The organism is Pseudomonas mandelii, from assembly GCF_006438925.1.
Taxonomy (GTDB): Bacteria; Pseudomonadota; Gammaproteobacteria; order Pseudomonadales; family Pseudomonadaceae; genus Aquipseudomonas; species Aquipseudomonas mandelii_C.
This window is the reverse complement of sequence record NZ_RCZA01000001.1, coordinates 343,635-363,837: the sequence shown is the minus strand read 5'-3', so window position 1 is coordinate 363,837 and position 20,203 is coordinate 343,635. Positions and strand designations below refer to the sequence as shown.

The following is a 20,203-nucleotide window of genomic DNA, read 5'->3' as shown; positions in this document are numbered from 1 at the left end:
CTACGGCGTTTGATTGCCAATCCCCCAATCGAGTTCCATAACGGCCGCGCCTACTTTTGTTCGCTCTGCGGCGTTACTCGCAGCACCTCCTCGATCGTCGTTAAACCCGCCGCCACTTTTTGCGCCCCTGACAACCGCAAACTGCGCATGCCTTCCTTGAAGGCCTGACGCCGCACCGCCAGCAAATCGGTGTCGGGGTTGATCAGCGCTTTGACGCCGTCCGTCAGCTGCATGATTTCGTAGACCCCGGCGCGGCCGCGGTATCCGGTTTCGCGGCATTCAAGGCAACCGATGGCGCGATGTGCGTTGTTCGGCAACGGTGCCTGCCAGGGCCGGGTCAAGGTTTGCCAGTCTTCTTCACCCAGGGTCAGCGGCGCCTTGCAATGCGGGCACAAGGTGCGGACCAGGCGCTGGGCCATGACGCCGAGCACCGTGGCTTTGATCAGGTAATGCGGCACGCCCAGCTCCAGCAAGCGGCTGATCGCGCTCGGCGCATCGTTGGTGTGCAATGTCGACAGCACCAAGTGGCCCGTGAGCGCAGCCTGGATCGCCATTTCAGCGGTTTCCAGATCACGGATCTCACCGATCATGATGATGTCCGGATCCTGTCGCATCAGTGCGCGCACACCGGCGGCGAAGGTCAGGTCGATATTGTGCTGGACTTGCATCTGGTTGAACGCCGGCTCGACCATTTCGATCGGGTCTTCGATGGTGCAGAGGTTGACCTCCGGCGTCGCCAGTTTTTTCAGGGTGGTGTACAGCGTGGTGGTCTTGCCGGAACCGGTCGGGCCGGTGACAAGGATGATGCCGTTGGGCTGGCTCGTCATGTCCTGCCAGCGGCGCAAGTCTTCGGCGGAGAAGCCCAGCTGATCGAAATCCTTGAGCAGCACCTCCGGGTCGAAGATCCGCATGACCATTTTTTCGCCGAACGCCGTCGGCAGAGTCGACAGCCGCAGCTCGACTTCGCCACCGTCCGGGGTTTTGGTTTTCACCCGGCCGTCCTGGGGTTTGCGTTTTTCCGCGACGTTCATCCGCCCGAGGCTTTTCAGGCGGCTGACGATGGCCATGGTCACTTGCGGCGGGAATTGATAGACGTTGTGCAGCACGCTGTCGATGCGAAAGCGCACCGTGCCTTGTTCGCGCCGGGGTTCGATGTGGATGTCACTGGCGCGTTGCTGGAAGGCGTACTGGAACAGCCAGTCGACGATGTTGACGATGTGCGCGTCGTTGGCGTCCGGTTCCTGGTCGCTGGCGCCGAGGTTGAGCAACTGCTCGAAATTGCCCAGGGTGTTCATCTGCTGATCGGCGTTGGTCGCACCGCTGACCGATTTGGCCAGGCGGAAAAACTCCACGCTGAAGCGCTGGATGTCCACCGGGTTGGCCACCACACGCTTGATCGGCAGCTTCAGCACATGGGTCAGGTCGGCTTCCCAACCGGTGACGTAGGGCTGGGCGCTGGCCACGGTCACCGCGTCGCGGTCGATGGACACGGCGAGGATCTTGTGGCGCTGGGCGAACGCGTAGGACATCAGCGGGGTAATGGCCGCCACGTTGATTTTCAGCGGGTCGATGCGCAAGTAAGGCTGGCCGGCCTGCTGCGACAGCCAAAGCGTCAGGCTTTCCAGGTCGAGGTGTTTGCCGGGACGGCTGAGGTCGTCCAGGTGTTGGCTGGCGATGAATTCCAGTGGGTGCATCTGGCCATTGGCGGCATGACGGCGTCGAGCATTGAGCGCGTGCTCGGCCGAGTCCTGGCTGATAAAGCCTTGGGCGACCAGTTCGCGCAGCAAATCATTGAGATCCAGCCAGCGGTCCTGAATGGCAAGTTGAACGGACATGCGGGCTCCTCATGAACAACAGTTCGCAAAGGATAGTCGCGGACCCGCAGACCGTTGGGCCACTACCCGACGAAGCCGTGTCGAGTTTTTTCAGCCCGCCGCCTGAGCCGGTTCATTCCATGCGCAATCAGCCGCTTGCAGCTCAACCGAACAGACGCTGATCAGGTTACGTAATTTTTCCGCGATCACTTGGGCGCGGTGCCAGCTCAGGCCGTCTATCACGATGTCGATCGACAACAGATCGTCCGTCCGCTGCACGTTGACCTGTTGCGGCGTCAGAAACTGCAAAGCGAACAGGTTGAGCGCCCGGCACAGCAGATCCGGTTCGGCCTCGGCCAACAGTTGGTAATGAACACGGCAGTGGGCGTTGCTGACGTTCCAGACATCGGCGCGGGTGTGCGGGGTGTTGACGGCTTCTAGATGCGGCATGGTCGGTCTCCAAAATCACTGGAGGAATTTTTACATTCGGTGCCGGGCATTTCTTATCTATGATGGGGCTTATTGGCGATTATTTGAATTGCTTGATTCGGAAAGTGATCAATCGAAGGTTTTTTTATGCATAGCGAGCTGGATGGCTACGACCGCAAGATCCTCGCGTTACTGCAAGAGGACGCTTCACTTTCCAGTGCGCAGATTGCGGAACAGGTGGGGCTGTCGCAGTCGCCGTGCTGGCGGCGGATACAGCGGATGAAGGACGAGGGGATCATTCGCGGGCAAGTGACGCTGCTTGATCGGAAAAAAATCGGGCTTAACACGCAGATCTTCGCCGAAATCAAACTCAACGCTCACGGGCGTTCGAACTTCACCGAATTCACCGAGGCAATTCGCGGTTTTCCCGAAGTGCTGGAATGTTATGTGCTGATGGGGTCGGTGGATTTCTTGCTGCGGATTGTGACGGCGGACATCGAGGCGTATGAGCGCTTCTTTTTCGAGAAGCTGTCGATGGTGCCGGGGATTCAGGAGGTGAACTCGATCGTGGCGTTGTCGGAGATCAAATCCACGACGAGTTTGCCAGTGTTGCGATAAAGCAAAAGATCGCAGCCTGCGGCAGCTCCTACAAGGGAATGCGTACACCTGTAGAGCTGCCGAAGGTTGCGATCTTTTGGCGGTGTTACATACGCAGAAGCATCTTCCAGGCACGATTCTGATACACCGCGATCGCCTGCTGCTTGCGCGCATCCAGCGATTCATCGGTGATCGGCTCGTTCGCCAATTGAGCAAGCTGTTTCAGCTCACCGTACAGGCGATCCATTTCCGGGATGTCCAGCACGCTGCGGGCGTGGTGCAGCCAGGCCTGGATGCGCTCGATGCGCGGCAGTTGCTCGGCCAGGTCTTCCGGTTGTTGCTGATAACGCTGCAGTTGCAGGGAAGTCGCTTCTTCACCCAGCAAACGCGGCAACCAGCTACCCAATTGCGCAGCGCCCTGGCGATTGCCGCGGACATTGCGATCGGCAGCCCAGGTGCGGGCCAGCAACCAGCGCGAAGTGTTCAGCGAGAATAAGCCCCAGCGTGGGTCTTCCAGTTCTTCGAGGAACTGCTCCGGCGCGGCTTTGCGCACGTCTTCGTCGTCGACACCGGCTTGCACCAGTGGGCGCCAGTCTTCCAGCAAGGCATCCAGCGCGACGCGCAGATCGTGTGTCGACTGACGCGGTGCGGCTTGGCCCAGGCTGCTCAGCAGCGCGCGCAATTCAGCCAGGTTTTCGACCCAGTCCTGCAACAGGCGCCAGTGGCCATTGAAGCGATACTGCTCGGCCAGACGCTGGCTGCTGCTCAGCAAGTGCCAGCTCAGCGCGGCGAAAGCGTCGTCCAGCGGGGTTTCAGCGGTGATCTGCGGCGTCGGCAGGCTCAACGAATAGCTGTTGGCGTCGTACAAGCGATAACCACGCTCGGCCTTGCTGATGTCACACGGCATCAGGGCCAGGGTCGTGGCCAGTTCGGCGGCCAGTTCCAGCAGAGCGGCCGGCTCGCCTTCGCGCAGTTCCAGTTCAAGCTCGCAGATTTCTTCTTTCTGCTTGCCCACGATCACGTGACCCAGATCCAGTGCGGCTTCGATCACCACTTTGGTCTTGCCACGGCCCCAGGCGATTTCCGCGCGTTCGCGGACGAAATCGGTGGTGAAGATCGGCTTCAGGGTCTTCTTGTCCAGCTCGGCCAACTCTTCTGGCCAGCATTCGCCGTCGAGTTTCTTCACGTCGAGCTTGGCTTTGGGCAGGTTCCAGTCGTATTCGTTACGCTCGGACAAACCGGCGACGCTCTGGCCACGGGTCTTGAGGGTCTGAATCACTTCTTCGCCATCGCGGCGCAGGCGCAGGGCAACCTTGGCGCGGGCCAGGTCGCGCTCAGGCGTGTCGAAGTACTGGTTCATCAACTCACGGCGTTCCCAGCCACTTTTGTTGCGTTTTTTCAGGAGCGGGTGCTCGCGCAGGGCAGCGAGAGTTTCTCGGCTGACGCGGAGTTTGATTTCGGTTTCTTTCTGCATGGCCGGAAAATCCAGGATCGGGAGCGCAGCCGGGGGGAATGTGTGGCTGCCAAGGTCGTGCAGTGTACAGGACTCATCCGAGATAGGGTCTGTTGACGCTTGGTGACGGCCGCGACGGTTTATTCCTGTCGCCAGATGGTTCTATGATGGACTTCAATTCGGGAGTTGGAGTCAGCGATGCCTTTGCCGTCCATGAGAGATCAGTTCGCTGCACTGATCGCTGCGCCGTCCGTCAGCTGCACGCAGGCCAGCCTCGATCAAACCAACCGTCCGGTAATTGATTTGCTGGCGACGTGGCTCGGCGATCTGGGTTTTACCTGCGACATCCAGCAGGTCAGCCCCGGAAAATTCAACCTGCTGGCCAGTTTCGGTTCCGGCCCCGGTGGCTTGGTGCTGGCCGGTCACAGTGACACGGTGCCGTTCGATGGCGCGCTGTGGCAGACCGATCCGCTGAAGCTGACCGAAGTGGATGGTCGCTGGGTCGGGCTGGGCAGTTGCGACATGAAGGGCTTTTTCGCGCTGGCCATCGAAGCCGTCATACCGCTGCTCGATCAGCCATTCAAGCAACCGCTGCTGATCCTCGCCACCTGCGATGAAGAAAGCTCAATGTCCGGCGCTCGTGCCTTGGCCGAAGCCGGGCGTCCGCTCGGTCGTGCGGCGGTGATCGGCGAGCCGACCGGGCTCAAGCCGATCCGCATGCACAAAGGCATCATGATGGAGCGCATCGACATCCTCGGCCAGAGCGGCCACTCCTCGGATCCACGCCTGGGCCACAGCGCCCTCGAAGCCATGCACGATGCCATCGGTGAGCTGCGCGGTTTGCGCCTGCTGTGGCAGCGTGAATTCCGTAATCCACAGTTCAGCGTGCCGACGCCGACCCTGAATTTCGGCTGCATTCATGGCGGCGATAACCCCAACCGCATTTGCGGCCAGTGTTCGTTGGAGTTTGATCTGCGCCCGTTGCCAGGCATGGACCCCAATGCCCTGCGCGCGGAGATTCTGCAGAAGCTCAAGCCCATTGCCGAGTGGCATCAGGTGAAGATCGATTACGCGCCGCTGTTCCCCGCGGTGCCGCCCTTCGAGCAGGCCGAGGACTCTGAATTGGTCAGAGTCGCTGAAAAGCTCACCGGGCATCTCGCCGAAGCAGTGGCGTTCGGCACCGAAGCGCCTTATCTTCAGCGTCTTGGCTGCGAAACCCTGGTGCTCGGCCCTGGCGACATCGCCTGTGCGCACCAACCGGGGGAATACCTCGAAATGTCACGTTTGCAGCCTACCGTGCATCTATTACGACAACTGATTGAACATTACTGCCTGACACCGGCCCAAACGCCAATGCCAGAGTAGGAGCTGCCGAAGGCTGCGATCTTTTGATCTTGCGTCTAAAAACAAAGATCAAAAGATCGCAGCCTTCGGCAGCTCCTACAGGGAGCGCGTATAAATTGCCGGTGTTTAAACCCGTATTCATGAGGAGAGCGCGCGTGTCGCCAAGCCTGTTCCGACGATAACCATCAGCCCGCTGTGCGTTTTTCTGTTTCGCCCATTTTTTGGCTGCTATTTATTACAGGCCCAGGTTCATGCCCGAATACGTTAATTGGCTTCGTCACGCTTCGCCTTACATCAACGCCCACCGCGATTGCACCTTCGTCGTCATGCTGCCCGGCGACGGCGTGGAGCACCCGAACTTCGGCAATATCGTCCACGACCTGGTGCTGTTGCACAGCCTGGGCGTGCGACTGGTGCTGGTTCACGGTTCCCGTCCGCAAATTGAAACCCGCCTGGCTGCGCGCGGCCTGACCCCGCATTACCACCACGGCATGCGCATCACCGATGCCGCGACCCTTGAGTGTGTGATCGATGCGGTTGGCCAGCTGCGTATCGCCATCGAAGCGCGGCTGTCGATGGACATGGCTTCATCGCCGATGCAGGGCTCGCGTCTGCGGGTGGCCAGCGGCAACCTGGTGACGGCGCGGCCGATTGGCGTGCTCGAAGGTGTCGACTATCACCACACCGGCGAAGTGCGTCGGGTCGACCGCAAGGGCATCAATCGCCTGCTGGATGAGCGTTCCATCGTGCTGTTGTCGCCACTGGGTTACTCGCCGACCGGTGAGATTTTCAACCTCGCCTGCGAAGACGTCGCCACCCGCGCGGCCATCGATCTGGGGGCGGACAAGCTGCTGTTGTTCGGCGCCGATCTGGGTCTGATCGATGAAAACGGTCGCCTGGTTCGCGAGTTGCGTCCGCAACAAGTGCCGGCGCATCTGCAGCGGTTGGGCAGCAACTATCAGGCCGAGCTGCTGGATGCGGCCGCTGAAGCCTGTCGCGGCGGTGTCGCCCGCAGCCATATCGTCAGTTATGTCGAAAACGGCGCATTGCTTACTGAACTGTTCACCCGCGATGGCGGCGGTACGCTGGTGGCCCAGGAGCAATTCGAGATTGTGCGCGAAGCGGCCATCGAAGACGTCGGTGGTTTGCTGGATTTGATCAGCCCGCTGGAAGAGCAGGGCATCCTGGTGCGGCGTTCCCGCGAGGTGCTGGAGCGTGAGATCGAGCAGTTCAGTGTGGTCGAGCGCGAAGGCATGATCATCGCGTGTGCGGCGCTGTATCAGATTGCTGATTCGGATGCGGGGGAGTTGGCGTGTCTGGCGGTGAACCCGGAGTATCGCCATGGCGGTCGTGGTGATGAGCTGCTGGAGCGCATCGAAACCCGCGCCCGGGCTCAGGGGCTGAAAACCTTGTTCGTACTGACGACCCGGACCGCTCACTGGTTTCGTGAGCGTGGGTTTGTGCCGAGCAGTGTTGAACGTCTGCCATCAGCGCGGGCGTCGCTGTACAACTATCAGCGTAATTCGAAGATCTTCGAAAAAACCCTCTGACCTGATCGTTCCACGCTCTGCGTTTGATCGTTGCGACGCAGAGCGTGGAACCGGCCAGCAACTCCGGCACATCGACGGCATTGGCACCGGTCAGTTTGGCGATTTTTTGCACCGATACCGAGTCAGCTGTCCTTATGCGCGGCATGGTCGGCGAACGAGTCCAGCGTGACCTTGGGGAATTTGGCCCACTTCCAGGCCGCTATTAAAACGACGCCAATCAATTTTATGGCCTATGGTTTTCTCGTACAGTCCATCTGCTTGGGGAACCTTGCTGGGGTCGATGCCGGTTTGATAACCGACCGTGAGGTTCGCCGCGTGAGCGTTTGAAGAAATTACTAGCGATACACAAACTGTAACAATTAAGCTGGATATTGCGCGTTTGGTCGTCATGGCGCTGCCTTTCGATGGATTGCGAATTGCGTAAACGCTAATCGATCTAAAAAAAGGCTAACAAATACCATTTAGTAATTAGCTTATGGGCCCGGCACCCGCCTTCCGTCTCATTCGGGTGCGGCAGAGCTAAATGCCTAAACGGTATGAAAAAAGGTTGAGTGATTCTTTTTGGGTTTATGAAGCGTTCATTACCCGGCAAGGAGCAAATTTACGGGGGATTAGACCATGGTCGTAGACACACATAGTTACGATTGACTTGTGAGTCACGGTCTGGCGCTAATCGCGGATCTTAGGATCCCGGGCATACGACCCGGGACCAGGAACACAAGAATTAGAAACGATAGGAGCGAAACAATGAACAAGTCGACCTTGGCCCTGGCCGTGGCTGTTGGGGTTTTGGCGCAGCAGGCAGGCGCCGCGGGTTTCATCGAAGACAGCAAGGCTTCCGTCAGTTCTCGGACCATGTATTTCAATAACGATAACCGTGACGGCGGAGCGGATCAGAAAGAGACCGCTGAAGGCCTCAAATTCGATTACCTGTCTGGTTTCACCCAGGGAACTGTCGGCTTCGGTATCGACGCCCAGGCCCTCGTCGGTATCCATCTGGACGGCGGCAAGGGGCATCACCCGTACCCGAGCTCATTCTTCCCAAGCGACTCCGATGGTTCGGCGGCGAGTGAGTGGAGCCGTGCGGCAGCTAACGTAAAGGCACGCTTCTCCAAGACCGAGGCCCACTTGGGCGGCGCGTTGCAACCGAACATGCCGATTCTGGTCGCGAACGACAGCCGTCTGCTGCCACAGACCTTTGAGGGTGGCACGATCTCCTCGAAGGAAATCGACAACGTTACCTTCAACGTTGGTCAGTTGGAGCACGCGGCGGGTCGCGCCTCTTCCAACAGCACCGGTCTGGCCGTGGCTGGTGGTACCGAGGAGAGCAACCAGTTCCGTTATGCCGGTGCCGACTGGAAGGTCACCAAAGACCTGACTCTGCAGTACTACCATGCGAATCTGAAGGACTACTACAAACAGGACTTCCTGGGTCTGGTGCATGTCTGGCCGATTGGTACCAATCAGTCCTTCAAGACGGACCTGCGCTACTTCGATAGCGGTTCCGATGGCAAGAACGGCGATGCGGGCTATCAGTTCAACAACAACGGTGGTTACGCCAAGACCCCGGGTGAGGTCGACAACAAGACCTGGAGCGCCATGTTCACCTACACCCTGGGTGGCAACGCGTTCCTGCTGGGTCATCAACGCGTCAATGATGACGGCGGTTTCGTCTACCTGAACCAGGGTAACGTTGTGAATGACAACCGTCGCAGCGAAGAAGCGGGCGGCGCAAGCTTCTACCTGTTCACCGATTCCATGATCAACGGCTTTGTCCGGGCCGGTGAAAACACCACGTTCGGTCAGTACAGCTACGACTTCGCTGCGTTGGGTGTGCCAGGTCTGAAAGCCTCGGCCGCCTACCTGTATGGCGATAACATCAAGGCCAAAAACGGTACCAGCCCTGATCAGTCCGAGTGGGAACGCGACCTGCGTGTGGACTACACCATCCAGCAAGGCGTACTCAAGGGCTTCGGCACAACGCTGCGTCATGGCACTTACCGTGGCAGCGATACCGGTATCGCCAGCCAGGACCAGACCCGTCTGATCTTCAACTACACCTACAGCTTCTTGTAATAGCTGTCAGAAAAAAACCTCGCCCGCTGGCGAGGTTTTTTTTCGGGTTTCTTTTTATATTCCATAAACAGCGCGCATGATGATTTTTTATTCTTTTTAGCTTTTTCCCCAAACGCATAAAGTAAGCTCATCCGATTCGCGACAGGTCTCGGATTTGGCAATTTTCCCCCTCGACAATCAAACAGGTTAAGGAATTGGTTTTTTAGCCGATACCTCTGTTCTGTGATGCGATTTTATATAGCCAAATGGAATGAAAAAGAATGTTTAAATTCTTTTATGGCTTTTTTCGAGGTGTCCTGTAGCGATCACCAACGATTTAGAGGGGCTGGCGCGATTGGCGCGTCTGCGGATCCAGGGCATTCGACCAAGGACCTCAAAAATTAGAAACGATAGGAGCGAAACAAATGAACAAGTCCACCTTGGCCCTGGCTGTGGCCGTAGGGGTTTTGGCTCAGCAGGCAGGCGCCGCCGGTTTCATCGACGACAGCAAGGCTACTTTGGGGCTGCGTAACTTCTACATCAATACCGATAACCGTGATTCGGGCACCAAAGCTGCCGGCGCGCAGAACAAGAACGAAGAATGGGGCCAAGGCTTCGACCTGCGCTTCATCTCCGGCTACACCCAAGGCACCGTCGGCTTCGGTATCGATGCTATCGGCCTGCTGGGTGTGCGTCTGGATTCTGGCGGCGGCACTAACGGCGCCACGTCGACTTCTTACGGCGGCACTGTTTTCCCAAGCAAGTCCAACGGCGAAGCGGTTGATAACTTCTCCAGCCTGGGTCTGACGGCCAAGGCCAAGATCTCCCAGACTGAGCTGAAGTTGGGCACCCTGCAGCCAAAACTGCCGGTGATCGTGACCAACGATGGTCGCCTGCTGCCGCAAACCTTCCAGGGCGGCCAGATCACCTCGAACGAGATCAAGGACCTGACCGTGGTCGGTGGTCAGATCGAGCACGCCAAAGGTCGTAACTCCAGCAACAACGAAGAGTTGTCGATTGCCGGTGCGAACTCTCCCACCGCTACTGGCCGTGACAGCAACAAGTTCATCTACGGTGGTGGCGACTACAAGATCACCAAAGACCTGACTGCTCAGTACTACTACGGCAACCTGGAAGATTTCTACAAGCAGCACTTCCTGGGTCTGGTTCACAACTGGTCGATCGGTCCGGGCGTACTGAAGTCTGACTTCCGTTACTTCAACAGCCGTGACGATGGCGCCAACGGCCATGATTCCGCCTATTTCACCACGGGTGACTACGGTACTGGCATCACCAAAGGCAAAGTCGACAACAACCTGTACAGCGGCCTGTTCCTGTACTCGGTTGCCGGTCACACCTTCGGTGGCGGTTACCAGGTCAGCAACGGTAACAGCGATTTCCCTTGGTTGAACCAGGGTGACGGCTCGTCGGCTTACCTCACTACCGACTCGCAGATTGCCAAGTTCGCTCGCGCCGGCGAACGTACCTGGCAAGCTCGCTACTCGTATGACTTCGCCAAGCTTGGCCTGCCAGGCGCAACTGCCGGCATCGTTTACCTGCGTGGCGATAACATCGACACCACCGGTAAAGTGGGTGCTGCTCAGACGAGCGTCAACGCAACTGGCCGTTCCGAATGGGAACGCGACCTGACCCTGGCGTACGTAGTCCAGGAAGGCCCACTGAAAAACCTGGGCCTCACATGGAAAAACGCCATGTGGCGCAACGACGTTCCAGGCCAGCGCGACCAGGACGAAAACCGTCTGATCGTCAGCTACTCGATCCCGCTGTTGTAATAGCCCTCGCGTAACTGAAGCAAAAAAGCCCCGCCCGGCATCTCGCCGGGCGGGGCTTTTGCGTTTTCAAGTCAGGCTCACCCCCGTAAACCTTCCTCGAAATTTCCCTCTTTGTGCAGCAACTCAAGGCCTTCTCGAACCTTGTGGGTGATGGTCGTCCTGATCGTCGCCGAGGTCCAGTGAACACATTTTTAATATTCATTTATGATCTAAATAAATCGATATTTATTCTTTTTAATGAATAAGAAATGCAGGCACAGTTGACCTCAACAAGCACTCACCAGGAGCAGCACCATGAGCCTCAGACTGGGCGATATCGCCCCCGACTTCGAACAGGATTCCAGCGCCGGCACCCTCCGTTTCCACGAATGGCTGGGCGATAGCTGGGGCGTGCTGTTTTCCCATCCGGCGGACTTCACCCCGGTGTGCACCACCGAGTTGGGCTTCACTGCCAAGCTCAAGGACGAATTTGCGCAGCGCGGTGTGAAAGCCATTGCCCTGTCCGTGGACCCGGTGGACTCGCACCACAAGTGGATCGAAGACATCAACGAAACCCAGAACACCCTCGTCAACTTCCCGATTCTTGCCGACGCCGACCGCAAGGTCTCGGACCTCTACGACCTGATCCACCCCAACGCCAACGACACCCTGACCGTGCGTTCGCTGTTCGTGATCGACCCGAACAAAAAGGTTCGGCTGACCATCACCTACCCGGCGAGCACCGGTCGTAACTTCCATGAAATTCTGCGAGTGATCGACTCGCTTCAACTCACCGACAACTACAAGGTGGCCACCCCGGCCAACTGGCAGGACGGTGATGAAGTGGTGATTGTGCCGTCGCTCAAGGACGAAGATGAAATCAAGAAACGCTTTCCCAAGGGCTATCGCGCGGTTAAGCCGTACCTGCGTCTGACGCCACAGCCGAATCGTTGAAGATCAAAAGATCGCAGCCTTCGGCAGCTCCTACGGGTGTACGCCGATCCATGTAGGAGCTGCCGCAGGCTGCGATCTTTTCAAGGTATCCACAAAGCAGGGGATTTCAGGTCGTTTTTACGGCCTATTTTTTTGCCTGGGAAAAGACATTCCTTATAGATCTACAAGGAATAACCAAATGAATAAATATGATTTATGGATATAAAAATCCCCTGTTAAGGTCACTCCCATCAAAGCGAGATCGCATACCGCGAATCGCCAACACCGTTCAAGGAATCGCCTGAATGCTGGTCGTCTCACTCGATGGCAGTCCCAGTCAACGCTCCCGTTCCGGGGTGCTGCTGGAGCGCTCCCAACGCTGGTTGCAGGAGCAAGGTGTGGAAGTGGTGAGTTACCAGGTACGGGACTTCCCGGCCGAAGACTTGCTGCATGCACGCTTCGACAGCCCGAAGGTGATCGACCTGCTGCAACAGATTGAAAACGCCGATGGCCTGCTGATCGCCACGCCGGTTTACAAAGCGTCGTTCTCCGGGGCATTGAAAACGGTGTTGGACTTGCTGCCCGAGCGTGCCCTGGCCCACAAGGTGGTTTTTCCCATGGCCACCGGTGGCAGCATCGCCCACATGCTGGCGGTGGACTACGCGCTCAAGCCTGTGTTGTCGGCGTTGAAAGCACAGGAAATGCTCCACGGGATTTTCGCCGTAGACAGTCAGATCGCTTACGGCGAAGGCAGCGTCCAGGCCCAGTTGGCGCCGGAGCTGGAAGAAAGACTGAATGAATCACTGGAGCTGTTTTTCAGCGCTATGGCGAGGCGGCCCAAGCCGATCGATCCGAACCTGTTGAATGAACGTTTGTTGAGTGCTCGCTGGAGCATTTAAGCCAGCACTTAAGCCACACCTGAATTTGATGTACTCACCTTACTCAGCCGCCAACGGCCAAGCAGGTGCAGCCAAAACCCAACAGCAAAAAGGAGAGCGCCATGCGCACTGTCATTTTGCGTCGTGGTCTGGTCGCTCTGTTTGCTGCGGCTGTCACCTTCGGCGCCATTACTCAAGCTCAAGCCGAGACGTTGCGAATCGGTTATCAAAAATACGGCACCCTGGTGCTGCTCAAAGCCAAAGGCACTTTGGAAAAACGCCTCGCCGCCCAAGGCGTGGACGTGCAATGGACTGAATTCCCCGGCGGCCCGCAACTGCTCGAAGGCCTGAACGTCGGCTCCATCGACTTCGGCGTTACGGGTGAAACTCCACCGGTATTCGCTCAAGCCGCCGGCGCCGATCTGCTCTACGTCGCCTACGAACCGCCAGCGCCGCACAGCGAAGCGATCCTGGTGCCGAAGGACTCGCCGATCAAATCGGTGCAGGACCTCAAGGGCAAGAAAGTCGTCCTGAACAAAGGCTCCAACGTTCATTACCTGTTGGTCCGCGCACTGGAAGATGCGGGCCTCAAATACACCGACATCCAGACCGTATTCCTGCCGCCGGCCGATGCCCGCGCTGCGTTCGAACGTGGCAGCGTCGATGCCTGGGTGATCTGGGACCCGTACCAGGCCGCCGCCGAACAACAGTTGCAGGCACGCACCCTGCGTGATGGCCAAGGCATCGTCGACAACCATCAGTTCTACCTCGCGACCAAGCCATACGCGCAGAAAAATCCTGAGGTGATCAAGACCCTGGTGGAAGAAGTGCGCGCAGTCGGCGAATGGTCCAAGGCCAATCCGGAAGACGTGACCCAACAAGTCTCGCCACTGCTCGGCCTGCCGGCAGATATCACCCTCACTTCGATGAAGCGCCAAGGTTTCGGCGCACTGTTCATCACGCCTGAAGTGGTCGCCGCGCAACAGAAAATCGCCGACAGCTTCTACCAGCTCAAGCTGATTCCAAAGCCGTTGAGCATCAAAGACGTGATCTGGACGCCACCGGCGGCCGTTGCCAACGCTCAGTAATTCGAATCCCTAAGGAGACCACTCCATGAGCCTCAATATCTTCTGGTTCCTGCCAACCCACGGCGACGGCCATTACCTTGGCACCGCCGAAGGCGCTCGCGCCGTCGACCATGGTTATCTGCAACAAGTCGCGCAAGCGGCGGATCGGCTGGGCTTCGGCGGGGTGCTGATTCCTACGGGTCGCTCTTGCGAAGACTCGTGGCTGGTGGCCGCGTCGCTGATCCCGGTTACCCAGCGTTTGAAATTCCTCGTCGCCCTGCGCCCCGGGATCATTTCCCCGACGGTGGCAGCGCGTCAGGCCGCGACACTGGATCGCCTGTCCGGCGGTCGTGCATTGTTCAACCTGGTGACCGGCGGTGATCCGGAAGAATTGGCCGGCGACGGTTTGTTCCTGACTCACGAAGAGCGCTATCAAGCCTCGGTGGAATTCACCCGCATCTGGCGCCGCGTGCTGGAAGGCGAAACCGTCGATTATGACGGTCAGCACATCAGCGTGAAGGGCGCGAAGTTGCTCTACCCGCCGATCCAGCAACCGCGTCCGCCGCTGTACTTCGGCGGTTCTTCGGAAGCGGCGCAAGACCTCGCGGCAGAGCAGGTCGAAATGGTCCTGACCTGGGGCGAACCTCCGGCCGCCGTTGCCGAGAAGATCGAACAAGTACGCGCTAAAGCCGCGAAGCTCGGGCGCACCGTGCGCTTCGGCATACGTTTGCATGTGATCGTTCGTGAAACCAATGCCGAAGCCTGGCAAGCGGCGGAGCGGCTGATCTCTCATCTGGACGACGACACCATCGCTCGCGCTCAAGCTTCTCTGGCGCGTTTCGACTCGGTCGGGCAGCAGCGCATGGCCGCGCTGCATGGTGGCAGCCGTGACAACCTGGAAGTCAGCCCCAACCTGTGGGCTGGCGTTGGCCTGGTGCGCGGCGGTGCTGGCACGGCGCTGGTGGGCGACGGTCCGACCGTGGCCGCTCGCGTGAAGGAATACGCGGACCTGGGCATCGACACGTTCATCTTCTCCGGTTACCCACACCTGGAAGAGTCATACCGCGTCGCCGAATTGCTGTTTCCGCACCTCGATATCGAGCGCCCGGAATTGCCGAAAAGCGCCGGTTACGTCAGCCCGTTTGGTGAGATGGTCGCCAATGACATTCTTCCCAAAGCCGCGTCGCAGGGCTGAGGCGCGCCATGAAGAAACTTATCCATAACCTTGCGCCCTGGGCGTTGCCGGTGTTGCTGCTGGCGGTGTGGCAGTTGTCGGTGTCGGCGGGCTGGTTGTCGACACGGATTCTGCCGGCGCCGATCGCCGTCATCGAAGCCGGCGTCAGCCTGGTGCGCAGCGGTGAAATCTGGACGCACCTGGCGATCAGCGGCTGGCGCGCAGCGCTGGGCTTCGCCATCGGCGGCAGTATCGGTCTGACCCTGGGTTTCATCACCGGCCTGTCGAAATGGGGCGAGCGCCTGCTCGACAGTTCGGTGCAGATGATCCGCAACGTGCCGCACCTGGCGCTGATTCCACTGGTGATCCTGTGGTTCGGCATCGATGAGTCGGCGAAGATTTTCCTGGTGGCGTTGGGCACGTTGTTCCCGATCTACCTCAACACCTATCACGGCATCCGCAACGTTGATCCGGCGCTGGTGGAAATGTCCCGCAGTTATGGCTTGTCCGGTTTCAGCTTGTTCCGTCAGGTGATTCTGCCGGGCGCGCTGCCATCGATTCTGGTCGGTGTGCGGTTCGCGCTGGGCTTCATGTGGCTGACGTTAATCGTCGCGGAAACCATTTCCGCCAGCTCCGGCATCGGCTATCTGGCAATGAATGCCCGGGAGTTCCTGCAGACCGACGTGGTGGTACTGGCGATTCTTTTGTACGCCGTGCTCGGCAAACTCGCCGACCTCGCGGCCCGTGGACTTGAACGCGTGTGGTTGCGCTGGCACCCGGCCTATCAGGTTGTTAAAGGAGGTGCGGCATGACGGCTCAACAACCTCCACGCCTGCTGCGCGGGATTCCGCTGGCGGTGCGCAAACTGCAAAAAACCTTTGGCTCGCGGCAGGTGCTGCGCGAGATCGATCTGCACATCCCGGCCGGTCAGTTTGTCGCCGTGGTCGGTCGTAGCGGTTGCGGTAAAAGTACCTTGCTGCGCTTGCTCGCCGGTCTCGACAAACCCACGGGCGGTGAATTGCTCGCAGGCTCCGCACCCCTGAGTGAGGCGCGGGAAGACACCCGATTGATGTTCCAGGAAGCGCGTTTGCTGCCCTGGAAAAAGGTCATCGACAACGTCGGCCTCGGGCTCAAGGGCAACTGGCGTCCGCAAGCGCTGGCAGCGTTGGAGTCGGTCGGTCTGGCCGATCGCGCCAATGAGTGGCCGGCGGCCTTGTCCGGCGGCCAGAAGCAACGTGTGGCCCTGGCCCGCGCGCTAATCCATCAACCGCGTTTGCTGTTGCTGGACGAACCGCTGGGCGCGCTGGACGCACTGACCCGAATTGAAATGCAGCAGCTGATCGAGCGGCTCTGGCAAAAGCATGGTTTCACCGTGTTGCTGGTCACCCACGACGTCAGTGAAGCGGTGGCGATTGCCGATCGGGTGATCCTGATCGAAGAGGGCGAAGTCGGCCTCGACCTGCACGTTGAGCTGCCGCGCCCTCGAGTTCGCGGCTCCCATCGGCTGGCGGCGCTGGAAACCGAAGTCCTCAATCGCGTGCTGGCGTTGCCCGGCGAACCGCCGGCACCGGAACCTGTTTCACCATTGCCTACGCAATTGCGTTGGGCTCAATAACTCAAGCCTTATCCAACGACAGGAATCAACATCATGACGATCAAAGCCATCAACGTTCGCAACCAGTTCAAAGGCGCCATCAAGGAAATCGTACTCGGCGACGTACTGTCCGAAATCGACGTACAGACCGCTTCCGGCATCGTCACCTCGGTGATTACCACTCGCTCGGTGAAAGAGCTGGAACTGGTGGTCGGCAGCGAAGTGATCGCGTTTGTGAAATCCACCGAGGTGTCGATCGCCAAGTTGTAAGCGCGTGCATTGCGCACAACCCCGAAGGGTGTGAACCCTTCGGGGTTTTTTATGCGCGGGTGTTCAGGGCTCGGGCACGCAACGCCAACCGTCGGCAGGCGCGTAGGTGCCGAGTGAAGACAGCAGCCGTGGGTCGCTGAGTAGCTCACTGGCGTTTGGATCGATGTCTGCCGGCAACAGTGGCTGGCCGGTCAGCATGGGCAGTGTGGAATAGTCGATGTGCCACGGCGTGTGCCCGCCGTGGTGGCGACCGAAGGACAGTTCGCAGGCGAGCCGTTGCTGTGCGCTTGCTCCGTCGATGTGTTCACGCAAATGGCCGCCGGGGTTCAGCGCGACCGCGCGGCTGGCGGCGAACAGAAAGTAGTCACCGGCCAGCACCAGGCAGGCAAATCGCGCCGGATCATCGACCGCCTGCAACCACTGACCGCGACAGGTGCCGCGAGAGTCCGGCAACCGCTCCCAGATCTCGTAGTAGCTGTCGTCCAAGGCGGTTTCGATCAGGCGTTCACTGGTTTCGAAATGCATGCGCCCGATGTCTTCTTCGGCGCTGACGGGCTGGTAGTCGAGTTTGCGATGCCACTGGCAAATGTCGCCATTGACCTCGGTTACGCCGGCGAAGCCTTTTTGCTCGCTCAGGGTCAGCCAGTCAGCGTAATTCTGTTGCTCCAGCGGCAAGGCCGGAAGCGGGGCAGGCGGGATGCGCAGGTCGGCAAACAAGCGCGGGGTCTGCAGCCAGTACACGGCTGTTTCGCTGTCGACGCGCCCCGACTGGAAGTTGATCAGGCGTCGTTGCCACACGCCAAGGTAGTGGTCTGGAACGTGTGACATGAACACCTCGTTGCGTTATGCGTCGCGCTTGGACAGGTAGGGCGGTAAATACAGACCCAGATAGGCATCGAATACCCGCATCCCTTCCTCAGCCATGCGTGGGGTGATCTGTCCGTGTTGTTGCACCGAGCGCGCATAGACGCGGTCGCCAAGCTCCATGGCCAGGGCAAACACATCGACGTCCGTCGGCAGTCTCGGCAGCTCGAAGTGGTGGTCGAAGAGTTTGTGCATCAGGTCGCCGAGTTCGATGTCGTGCTGACGGTCGGCCTGGGTGACCTCGGTCAAACCGTGCTGGGCAAGAATGAGCTGGCGGGCGGCGGCGTCTTCGCTGTAGATCGCGAGCATGCGTTGTTCCACCAGTCGCGATAGATCGCGCCAGCCGTTGAGGGCGTCATGGTCGATGGGGGCTTGCAGGCAGGCACGGAACGCAGCATGGACGTCGGCCGTCAGGGCTTCGAGCAGCGCCGGGACGCTGGCAAAGAAGTGGTAGACGGAGGAGGGCGGGATCTCCGCGCGTTCGGCGACGCTGTAAATCGACAGGCTGGCCACGCCCTCGGCAGCCAGCAGCGTGCGGGCGGCATCGAGTATCGAATCGATCCGGGCCTGGCTGCGGGCGCGGGGTTTGCGTGGGGTGGCGAGTCGGGTCATCGAAGTCTCCTGCGGGGCAGCGGGCATTGTACGAGCAGGGTTTGATGTTGTCTGCCTGGACGCCATCGCGAGCAGGCTCGCTCCCACATTTGATCTGTGTTGGGCACAGTTTCCATGTTCCCTGAAGATCCAGTGTGGGAGCGAGCCTGCTCGCGAAGAATCCACCTCGGTTTAACTGAAGGAACACATAAAAAAACGCCGCAAGCTGTGAAGCCTGCGGCGTTGTTTTTACTGCAACCGCTTACACGGTATGCAGGTACCAGTTGTACTCGAGGTCGGAGATGGAGTGTTCGAACTCCTCCAGCTCGCTCTCTTTACACGCGACGAAGATATCGATGTATTTCGGGTCGATGTACTTGGCCATGACTTCGCTGTCGTCCAGCTCGCGCAACGCATCACGCAGGTTGTTCGGCAGGCTTTGCTCGTTCTGCTCGTAGGAGTTGCCTTCCACGGGTGCGCCTGGCTCGATCTTGTTGGTCAGGCCGTGGTGCACGCCTGCCAGGACCGAAGCCATCAGCAGGTACGGGTTGGCATCGGCACCGGCAACGCGGTGTTCCAGACGGACCGCGTCGGCGGAACCCGTCGGCACACGCACCGCAACAGTACGGTTGTCCAGACCCCAGCACGGTGCATTTGGCACGTAGAACTGTGCGCCGAAACGACGATAGGAGTTGACGTTCGGGCAGAGGAAAGCCATCTGCGCCGGTAGGGTCTCGAGCACACCGCCGATCGCGTGACGCAGTGCGGCGTTCTGCTCGGGATCCTCACTGGCAAAAATGTTTTTGCCATCTTTATCAAGAATCGAGATATGGACATGCAGACCGTTGCCCGCCTGGCCCGGGTAAGGCTTGGCCATGAACGTGGTGTCCATTTCATGGTCGTAGGCGATGTTTTTGATCAGACGCTTGAGCAGGACCGCGTAGTCGCAGGCCTTGATCGGGTCGGCCACGTGGTGCAGGTTCACTTCGAACTGCGCCGGGGCACTTTCCTTGACGATCGCGTCGGCAGGGATGCCTTGCTCTTTCGCACCTTCCAGAATGTCCTGGAGGCAGTCGACGTATTCGTCGAGGTCGTCGATCAGGTAAACCTGTGTCGAATGCGGGCGTTTGCCGGAGATCGGCGAGCGAGGCGGTTGTGGGCGACCGTTCACGTTCTCCTGGTCGATCAGGTAGAACTCCAGTTCGAACGCGGCGCAGATGGTCAGACCCATCTCGTCGAACTTGGCAACAACTTGACGCAGCACTTCACGGGGATCCGCGAAGAAAGGTTCACCTTCAAGTTCGTGCATGGTCATTAACAGTTGCGCAGTAGGGCGCTTCTGCCAAGGCTCGTTGCAGAGGGTGTCAGGGATTGGATAGCAGATTCGGTCAGCATCGCCGATGTCCAGGCCCAGGCCGGTGCTTTCCACCGTCGAGCCATTGATATCCAGAGCAAATAGAGAGGCCGGCAGGTTGATGCCTTTCTCGTAAACCTTGTGGAGGCTGGTGCGTTCAATGCGCTTGCCGCGCACCACACCATTCATATCCGCAATCAGAAGGTCAACGTACAGAACCTCAGGATGTTCCTTAAGGAACGCGTTCGCTTCGTTAAGCTGAACGGCACGCGGGGGTACCGACATGATGCAACACCTTTGTTGTTAAAAATATCAATCATTGATCTCTTCGGATTCCAGTCAACCCGAACGGCATGCCGAAGTCAAGCGAGGCCTTTTTTGCCCTAAAAAAGCACCCATTGGCCTTTTTTGAGGCACTTTGGGGCGTTTTTATGCCTTTGATCGCTTTAGCGCCTGCGGGCTGA

Annotated in this window: 18 protein-coding genes and 1 pseudogene; 12 read left to right on the top strand and 7 right to left on the bottom strand. The window is 58.9% G+C overall.

All coding sequences use genetic code 11. The features are described 5' to 3' along the window. Positions 1-50 precede the first annotated feature (50 nt). Positions 51-1,835 carry a GspE/PulE family protein gene (locus EAH74_RS01700; RefSeq protein WP_140675285.1) on the bottom strand — a complete coding sequence of 595 codons (1,785 nt, stop codon included), beginning with the start codon at positions 1,833-1,835 and terminating at the stop codon, positions 51-53. 90 nt (positions 1,836-1,925) lie between these two features. Next, positions 1,926-2,264, bottom strand: a complete 339-nt coding sequence (locus tag EAH74_RS01695; RefSeq protein ID WP_140675282.1) for a hypothetical protein — start codon at positions 2,262-2,264, stop codon at positions 1,926-1,928. A 126-nt stretch (positions 2,265-2,390) separates the two neighbouring features. On the opposite strand from EAH74_RS01695, the gene EAH74_RS01690 reads away from it, so the two are divergent. Beyond that, complete coding sequence (locus EAH74_RS01690; protein ID WP_140675279.1) at positions 2,391-2,861, top strand: Lrp/AsnC family transcriptional regulator; 471 nt, start codon at positions 2,391-2,393, stop codon at positions 2,859-2,861. A gap of 85 nt (positions 2,862-2,946) precedes the next feature. Here EAH74_RS01690 and EAH74_RS01685 read toward each other — a convergent pair whose 3' ends face one another. Then, positions 2,947-4,314 (bottom strand): inorganic triphosphatase, encoded by a 1,368-nt coding sequence (locus EAH74_RS01685; RefSeq protein WP_140675276.1) that lies wholly within the window; start codon positions 4,312-4,314, stop codon positions 2,947-2,949. Positions 4,315-4,491: 177 nt separating this feature from the next. Here EAH74_RS01685 and argE point away from each other — a divergent pair, with 177 nt between their 5' ends. Next, the gene (argE, locus tag EAH74_RS01680; protein ID WP_140675273.1) at positions 4,492-5,658 is read left to right on the top strand and encodes an acetylornithine deacetylase; all 1,167 of its coding nucleotides are present in this window, start codon (positions 4,492-4,494) and stop codon (positions 5,656-5,658) included. A gap of 230 nt (positions 5,659-5,888) precedes the next feature. After that, the gene (argA, locus tag EAH74_RS01670; protein ID WP_140675270.1) at positions 5,889-7,187 is read left to right on the top strand and encodes an amino-acid N-acetyltransferase; all 1,299 of its coding nucleotides are present in this window, start codon (positions 5,889-5,891) and stop codon (positions 7,185-7,187) included. Positions 7,188-7,373: 186 nt separating this feature from the next. Here the strand turns inward: argA and tauA are convergent. After that, a pseudogene (gene tauA, locus EAH74_RS01665) lies at positions 7,374-7,577 on the bottom strand (taurine ABC transporter substrate-binding protein); the annotation flags it as partial. A 357-nt stretch (positions 7,578-7,934) separates the two neighbouring features. On the opposite strand from tauA, the gene EAH74_RS01660 reads away from it, so the two are divergent. The 9 genes from EAH74_RS01660 to EAH74_RS01620 all read left to right on the top strand — a co-directional run bounded on the left by EAH74_RS01660 (position 7,935) and on the right by EAH74_RS01620 (position 16,930). Continuing rightward, entirely contained in the window at positions 7,935-9,263 is a 1,329-nt protein-coding gene (locus EAH74_RS01660) for an OprD family porin (protein WP_140675266.1), read from the top strand. Positions 9,264-9,667: 404 nt separating this feature from the next. Next, the gene (locus EAH74_RS01655; protein ID WP_140675262.1) at positions 9,668-11,035 is read left to right on the top strand and encodes an OprD family porin; all 1,368 of its coding nucleotides are present in this window, start codon (positions 9,668-9,670) and stop codon (positions 11,033-11,035) included. A gap of 294 nt (positions 11,036-11,329) precedes the next feature. Beyond that, entirely contained in the window at positions 11,330-11,968 is a 639-nt protein-coding gene (locus EAH74_RS01650; RefSeq protein ID WP_129440176.1) for a peroxiredoxin, read from the top strand. A gap of 284 nt (positions 11,969-12,252) precedes the next feature. Continuing rightward, positions 12,253-12,846: an NADPH-dependent FMN reductase gene (gene ssuE / locus EAH74_RS01645; protein WP_140675259.1), complete on the top strand. Its 594-nt coding sequence runs from the start codon at positions 12,253-12,255 to the stop codon at positions 12,844-12,846. 101 nt (positions 12,847-12,947) lie between these two features. Then, the gene (locus tag EAH74_RS01640) at positions 12,948-13,913 is read left to right on the top strand and encodes a sulfonate ABC transporter substrate-binding protein (protein WP_140675256.1); all 966 of its coding nucleotides are present in this window, start codon (positions 12,948-12,950) and stop codon (positions 13,911-13,913) included. Between the two features lie 25 nt (positions 13,914-13,938). Continuing rightward, positions 13,939-15,087 (top strand): FMNH2-dependent alkanesulfonate monooxygenase, encoded by a 1,149-nt coding sequence (gene ssuD / locus EAH74_RS01635; protein WP_140675253.1) that lies wholly within the window; start codon positions 13,939-13,941, stop codon positions 15,085-15,087. Positions 15,088-15,095: 8 nt separating this feature from the next. Then, on the top strand, positions 15,096-15,878 hold the full coding sequence (gene ssuC / locus EAH74_RS01630) for an aliphatic sulfonate ABC transporter permease SsuC (protein ID WP_008150441.1): 783 nt from the start codon (positions 15,096-15,098) through the stop codon (positions 15,876-15,878). Then, positions 15,875-16,681: an aliphatic sulfonates ABC transporter ATP-binding protein gene (gene ssuB / locus EAH74_RS01625; RefSeq protein WP_140675250.1), complete on the top strand. Its 807-nt coding sequence runs from the start codon at positions 15,875-15,877 to the stop codon at positions 16,679-16,681. The genes ssuC and ssuB overlap by 4 nt, the downstream gene beginning before the upstream one ends. Before the next feature lie 33 nt (positions 16,682-16,714). Beyond that, positions 16,715-16,930 (top strand): TOBE domain-containing protein, encoded by a 216-nt coding sequence (locus tag EAH74_RS01620; protein ID WP_007942473.1) that lies wholly within the window; start codon positions 16,715-16,717, stop codon positions 16,928-16,930. 63 nt (positions 16,931-16,993) lie between these two features. Here the strand turns inward: EAH74_RS01620 and EAH74_RS01615 are convergent, their stop codons facing one another. The 3 genes from EAH74_RS01615 to EAH74_RS01605 all read right to left on the bottom strand — a co-directional run bounded on the left by EAH74_RS01615 (position 16,994) and on the right by EAH74_RS01605 (position 20,024). Beyond that, a complete protein-coding gene (locus tag EAH74_RS01615) occupies positions 16,994-17,758 on the bottom strand; it encodes a hypothetical protein (protein ID WP_140675247.1) in 765 nt (254 codons plus the stop codon). A gap of 15 nt (positions 17,759-17,773) precedes the next feature. Continuing rightward, on the bottom strand, positions 17,774-18,406 hold the full coding sequence (locus tag EAH74_RS01610) for a TetR/AcrR family transcriptional regulator (RefSeq protein ID WP_140675244.1): 633 nt from the start codon (positions 18,404-18,406) through the stop codon (positions 17,774-17,776). Positions 18,407-18,647: 241 nt separating this feature from the next. Next, entirely contained in the window at positions 18,648-20,024 is a 1,377-nt protein-coding gene (locus EAH74_RS01605) for a glutamine synthetase family protein (RefSeq protein WP_008150449.1), read from the bottom strand. Between the last annotated feature and the right edge of the window lie 179 nt (positions 20,025-20,203).